Here is a 5,583-nt window from a genome sequence, read left to right on the forward strand (position 1 = left end):
GCGGGCCGGATGGCCGAGGTCGACCGGCTGATGGCCGAGGCGGACAGCTCGGGCCTGGTGGGGCCGGGCGGGGCCGCGGCGGGCGCCCGGGGGGGTCGCGCCCCCCCGGACCCGGGCTCCGGCGCCGGGGCCCCACCTGGCCCCGCGCGCCCCCCGCGGCCCCGCCCGGCCCCACCAGGCCCGAGCTGTCCGCCTCGGCCATCAGCCGGTCGACCTCGGCCATCCGGCCCGCCGAGCGGCGCGTCACCAGCCCCGGCAGCGCGCCCCTGACCAGCTTCGCCACCGCCACCCAGCGCGGCGCGTGCACCGAGGTCGACCGCCTGGCCACCGCGCGCACCAGCGCCTTCCCGGCCGCCTCCACCGAGTGCACCCGCCCGGCCGGACCGGGCAGCGAGCGGCGCAGCGGCCCCACCACCGGGTGCTCGTGCACCCCGTCCACCATGTCGGTCGACACCCACGAGAAGTACGCGACCCCGACGTCCACGCCCAGGTGCCGCACCTCCGCGCGCAGGCTGTCCGCGAACGCCTCGCAGCCCGCCTTGGCCGCCGAGTACGCCGCGTTGCCCGGCACGTGCGCGATCGCCGCGAGCGAGGACACCACCAGGCAGTAGCCCCGACTCTCCACCAGGTGCGGCAGGCAGGCCCGGACGGTGCGCCACACCCCGAGCAGGTTCACCTCGATCACCCGCTCGAACACCCCAGGGTCCATCGACCGGGCGAACCCGGCCGCCGCGACCCCGGCGTTGGCGATCACCGCGTCCAACCGCCCGTAGTGCGCCACCGCGGCGTCCACGGCCGCCCGCAGCGCCTCGGCGTCGGTCACGTCCGCCTCCCACGCCTGGCCGCCGCACTCGCGGGCGACCTCGCGCAGCAGCTCCCCCTCCAGGCCCACCAGCGCGACCCGCGCCCCGCGCGCGGCGAGCCGCCTCGCGGTGTCGGCGCCGATGCCCCTGGCCGCGCCGGTGATCAGCACGACCCGGTCGGCGACCCCCTTGCCGCCCTTACCCGCGACGTTCCCGGAGACGACCACAGCGACCTCCTCGAACAGGTGAACGAGGAGGCCACCGTAGCCCGGTTCAACCGCCGTTAGCTACTGGCGGGTTAAACATCGCTGGCGGCGCTCAGCCGCGCGACCTCCTCGGCCGACAGGTCCAGGGTCAGGGCGGGCAGCAGCTGCTCCAGCTGCTCCACCGTGCGGGCGCTCGCGATCGGCGCGGCCACGGTCGGCTGCGCGGCCAGCCACGCCAGCGCCACCGCCGACTGCGACACCCCGCGCGCGTCCGCGACCTCGTCCAGCGCCGCCAGCACCGCCAGCCCGCGCTCGTCCAGGTACCGGGACGCGCCCGCCGCGCGCACGCTCTCCACCTCGACACCCGGCCGGTACTTGCCGGACAGGAAGCCCGACGCCAGCGAGGAGTACGGCAGCGACGGCAGCCCCAGCTCGGTCAGCGCGGGCGCCAGGTCGCGCTCGTACTCGCCCCGCTCCACCAGGTTGTACCTCGGCTGGAGCGCGACGAACCCGGCGAAGCCCTCCCGCTCGGCGATCGCCGCGGCCTCGCGCAGCCGGTCGCCGGAGAAGTTCGACGCGGCGGCGTAGCGGACCTTGCCCGCCCGCACCAGCCGGTCGTAGGCGGCCAGCGTCTCCACCAGCGGGGTCTCCGGGTCGTCCCGGTGCGCGTAGTACAGGTCGATCTGCTCCACGCCGAGCCTGCGCAGCGAGCCCTCGACGGCCTTCTCGATCGTCTCGCCCCGCTGGTTGTCCAGGCCCTCCAGCATCCCGACCTTCGTGGCGATCACCACGTCGTCCCGGCGACCGCGCTTGGCCAGCCAGGAGCCCAGCACGGTCTCGGACTCGCCGCCGGAGTGGCCGGGCGCCCAGGACGAGTAGACGTCGGCGGTGTCCACGAAGTTGCCGCCCGCCTCGGTGAACGCGTCCAGCACGGCGTGGGAGGCGGCCTCGTCCGCGCTCCACCCGAACACGTTGCCGCCCAGGTTGAGGCGCGAGACGTCGAGGTCGGTGGTGCCCAGTTTCGTCATGGACCCGACGCTAACCCCGCCCACCGCCGACGCGCCCGCCCGCGGCGGCCGGGTGCGACGTTCCGAACAGAGCGCGGGAGGCGGGAATAGCCGCACGGCTCCCCGACCGGACCGCCGGCCGGGGACCCGCCCGCCTTCCGTCAGGGCGTCACGGCGTGACCTCGACGCCCTTCCAGAACGCCACGTGGTTCTTGATGTTCGCCGCCGCCTCCAGCGGTTCCGCGTAGTACCAGGCGGCGTCCACGTTGTCCTCACCGTTGACGTGGAGCGTGTAGTAGTTGGCAGTCCCCTTCCAGTGGCACACGGACGTGGTGTCCGAGGGCCGCAGGAACAGGGCGTGCACCGAATCGACCGGGAAGTAGTGGTTTCCCTCCACCACCTGGGTCTGGTCGCTCTCGGCGATGATCTCGCCGTTCCACCGTGCGATCGCCATGGGACCCACTATGCCGGTGATCATCATCTTCCGCTGAGCGGTGGTCGTAGGATCAACCGCGACAACGGTGTTCGGGCTCTGAGGAGGACCTACCGATGCCCATCGCAACTCCCGAGGTCTACGCCGAGATGCTTGACCGCGCCAAGGCGAACTCCTTCGCCTACCCCGCGATCAACGTGACCTCGTCCGAGACCCTGAACGCGGCCCTGCGAGGTTTCGCGGAGGCCGAGAGCGACGGGATCATCCAGGTCTCGACCGGCGGGGCCGAGTTCGCCTCGGGCACCAAGGTCAAGGACATGGTCACCGGCGCCGTCGCGCTGGCGGAGTTCGCGCACGTGGTCGCCGACAAGTACCCGGTGAACGTCGCGCTGCACACCGACCACTGCCCCAAGGACAAGCTGGACGGCTACGTCCGCCCGCTGATCGCGATCAGCCAGGAGCGCGTCGACAAGGGCCTCAACCCGCTGTTCCAGTCCCACATGTGGGACGGCTCCGCGGTGCCGCTCGACGAGAACCTGGAGATCGCGGCCGACCTGCTCGACCTGGCCGCCAAGGCCCGCATCATCCTCGAGATCGAGGTCGGCGTGGTCGGCGGCGAGGAGGACGGCGTCGACAACGAGATCAACGACAAGCTGTACACCACGCCCGAGGACTACCTGAAGACCGTCGCCGCCCTCGGCGCGGGCGAGAAGGGCCGCTACCTCGTGGCGGCGACCTTCGGCAACGTGCACGGCGTCTACAAGCCGGGCAACGTCAAGCTGCGCCCCGAGATCCTCAAGCAGGGCCAGGACGTGGTGGCCGAGAAGCTGGGCCTCCCGGCCGGCTCCAAGCCGTTCGACCTCGTCTTCCACGGCGGCTCCGGCTCGCTGCTGGAGGAGATCCACGAGGCGGTGTCCTACGGCGTCATCAAGATGAACATCGACACCGACACCCAGTACGCGTTCACCCGCCCGATCGTCGGCCACATGTTCGGCAACTACGACGGCGTGCTCAAGGTGGACGGCGAGGTCGGCAACAAGAAGGCGTACGACCCGCGCAGCTACCTCAAGGCCGCCGAGCAGGGCATGGCCGCCCGCATCGCCCAGGCGTGCGAGCACCTCAAGTCCTCCGGCCGGATGATCGCGGGCTGACCGTCCCGATCGGACGGTCGCGGCGCCCCCCCGGCACCGGGGGAGGCCGAAGACCGGGCAGAAGAGTGAGGCCCCTCACGGTCCGACGCGACCGGAGGGGCCTCACCCCTGTTCCGGGCCTTTCCGCACATCGCACGATGGGGTGGCGGACGTTGCCCCGCGTGGCGCGGACCGGCAGGGTTGCCCCGCCGGGAGCCACCCGGCCCGTTCGAGGAGTGGGGTGCTGGGCGTGCGTGTGAAGATCGTCGCCGGGGTGCTGGTGTCCGCCATGGTGTTGGCGGCGGTCGCCGCGGCGGCGGGGATGTTCCTAAGCTAGGCGACCATGAGCCTGAACGAGAACCTGCTCGGCCCCGAGCCGACGCTGCTGCCCGAGCGCCCCGAGGCGCAGGCCGCCGTCGACTCCGGGATCGCCCCGGTCGAGGTCGTCCGGGCCTACCCGGACCTCAGCGAGGCGTGGGCGCTGCTCGCCGAGACGGCGCTGGACGGCGACGACCCGGTGGCCGCGTACGCCTACGCCCGCACCGGCTACCACCGCGGCCTGGACCAGCTGCGCCGCGCGGGCTGGAAGGGCTTCGGCCCGGTGCCCTTCGCGCACCGCCCGAACCAGGGCTTCCTGCGCTCGCTGGCCGCGCTCTCCCGCGCGGCGGGCGGCATCGGCGAGGTGGCCGAGCAGGACCGCTGCGCGAAGTTCCTGGCCGACAGCGACCCCGCGGCCCCCGCCCAGCTCGGCCTGTAGGCCGGGACCGAACATGGCTGTGCGCGACGAACTGGCGCGCAGGCTGCGCCGGTGGCGGATGACGGCCCTGCCGATCCTCCAGGCAGCGGTGGCCGCGGGCCTGTCCTGGTTCGTGGCGACGAGGCTGGTCGGCCACCCGCACCCGTTCTTCGCGCCCATCGCCGCCGTCGTCTGCCTCGGCGTCTCGCTGGGGCAGCGCCCCCGGCGGGTCGCCGAGCTGGTCGTCGGCGTGTCCGTGGGCGTCGGCATCGGCGACGTCCTGATCTCCCACATCGGCTCCGGCACGTGGCAGATCGCGGTGGCCGTGGTCCTGGCGATGTCCGCCGCCGTCCTCCTGGACGGCGGCGCGGTCATCGCCCTCCAGTCCGCCAACTCGGCGGTCCTGGTGGCGACCCTGCTCCCGCCCAGCGCGGGCGGCGGCTTCGACCGCATGGTCGACGCCCTGGTCGGCGGCGTGGTCGGCCTGGCGGTGACCGCCCTGATCCCCGCGAACCCCCTGACCGTGGCAGACCGCCAGGCCAAGGTGGTCCTGGGCGAACTGGCCACCGCCCTGCGCGGCGTGGCCGCGGCCGTGGCCAAGCGCGACGCGGGCGCCGCAGCCGACGTCCTGGCCAGGCTCCGAGACAGCCAGGAGGCCGTCGACGAGTACCGCTCCGCCCTGAAGACCGGCGGCGAGATCGCCACGATCGCCCCGATCCGCTGGCGCCGCAAGAACGCCCTGCGCCGCTACGGCAGCATCGCCACCCCGGTCGACTACGCCCTGCGCAACACCAGGGTCCTCACCAGACGAGCCCTGGCCGCCCTGCGCGACGACGAACACGTCCCGGAAGTCCTCCCCACGGCCCTGGAGCGCTTCGCGGACGCGGTAGACGTCCTGAGAGCCGAACTGGCCTCGAACGAGGACCCCGTGAAGTCCAGGGCGGCAATCCGCACAGCCGCAGGCGTGATGACCGCAGACCTGGCCGCAGGAGAAGGCTTCTCAACCCAGGTAGTCCTGGCCCAGGCCCGCTCGGTAGCCGTGGACCTCCTCCAGGCAACGGGCCTGACAAGGTCAGAAGCAATGGAATCCCTACCCCCACTGCGAAAACCCTGACCCACCCCCCTCAACCGCTTCGCGGGTTGACCGCCTCGCGGGCTGCACTGCCCCCTTCACCGCCTCGCGGGCTGCGGGGCGAGCGCAGCGCGCCCGCAGCCAGCCCATCCCGCGTCCCTCATCTCCGTTTGGCCTGGCGACGCCCGAGCGCAGG

The 5,583-nt window shown here is 73.2% G+C and carries 6 protein-coding genes; 3 read left to right on the plus strand and 3 right to left on the minus strand.

Features of this window, described 5'->3' with window-relative positions:
* From ACTUAL_RS18730 to ACTUAL_RS18740, 3 genes are all read right to left on the minus strand, one after another.
* On the minus strand, positions 1-1,030 hold a 1,030-nt coding region (locus tag ACTUAL_RS18730), incomplete at its 3' end, for a short-chain dehydrogenase/reductase (RefSeq protein ID WP_440901176.1).
* Between the two features lie 71 nt (positions 1,031-1,101).
* Positions 1,102-2,037, minus strand: coding sequence for an aldo/keto reductase (locus ACTUAL_RS18735; RefSeq protein WP_096497385.1), 936 nt, complete (start codon positions 2,035-2,037; stop codon positions 1,102-1,104).
* Positions 2,038-2,185: 148 nt separating this feature from the next.
* Positions 2,186-2,470, minus strand: coding sequence for a DUF427 domain-containing protein (locus ACTUAL_RS18740; protein ID WP_096497384.1), 285 nt, complete (start codon positions 2,468-2,470; stop codon positions 2,186-2,188).
* A 95-nt stretch (positions 2,471-2,565) separates the two neighbouring features.
* Here ACTUAL_RS18740 and fbaA point away from each other — a divergent pair, with 95 nt between their 5' ends.
* The 3 genes from fbaA to ACTUAL_RS18755 all read left to right on the plus strand — a co-directional run bounded on the left by fbaA (position 2,566) and on the right by ACTUAL_RS18755 (position 5,429).
* Positions 2,566-3,600 (plus strand): class II fructose-bisphosphate aldolase, encoded by a 1,035-nt coding sequence (gene fbaA, locus ACTUAL_RS18745; protein WP_096497383.1) that lies wholly within the window; start codon positions 2,566-2,568, stop codon positions 3,598-3,600.
* A gap of 322 nt (positions 3,601-3,922) precedes the next feature.
* Complete coding sequence (locus tag ACTUAL_RS18750; protein ID WP_440901177.1) at positions 3,923-4,336, plus strand: DUF3151 domain-containing protein; 414 nt, start codon at positions 3,923-3,925, stop codon at positions 4,334-4,336.
* A 13-nt stretch (positions 4,337-4,349) separates the two neighbouring features.
* Positions 4,350-5,429: an FUSC family protein gene (locus ACTUAL_RS18755; RefSeq protein WP_096497381.1), complete on the plus strand. Its 1,080-nt coding sequence runs from the start codon at positions 4,350-4,352 to the stop codon at positions 5,427-5,429.
* Positions 5,430-5,583 lie beyond the last annotated feature (154 nt).

Source organism: Actinosynnema sp. (assembly GCF_052038725.1).

Bases quoted from the DNA above. Each gene is read 5' to 3' on its own strand.
- ACTUAL_RS18740 (WP_096497384.1), bottom strand. From the start codon at position 2,470: ATGGCGATCGCACGGTGGAACGGCGAGATCATCGCCGAGAGCGACCAG.
- ACTUAL_RS18755 (WP_096497381.1), top strand. From the start codon at position 4,350: ATGGCTGTGCGCGACGAACTGGCGCGCAGGCTGCGCCGGTGGCGGATG.
- fbaA (WP_096497383.1), top strand. From the start codon at position 2,566: ATGCCCATCGCAACTCCCGAGGTCTACGCCGAGATGCTTGACCGCGCC.
- ACTUAL_RS18750 (WP_440901177.1), top strand. From the start codon at position 3,923: ATGAGCCTGAACGAGAACCTGCTCGGCCCCGAGCCGACGCTGCTGCCC.
- ACTUAL_RS18735 (WP_096497385.1), bottom strand. From the start codon at position 2,037: ATGACGAAACTGGGCACCACCGACCTCGACGTCTCGCGCCTCAACCTG.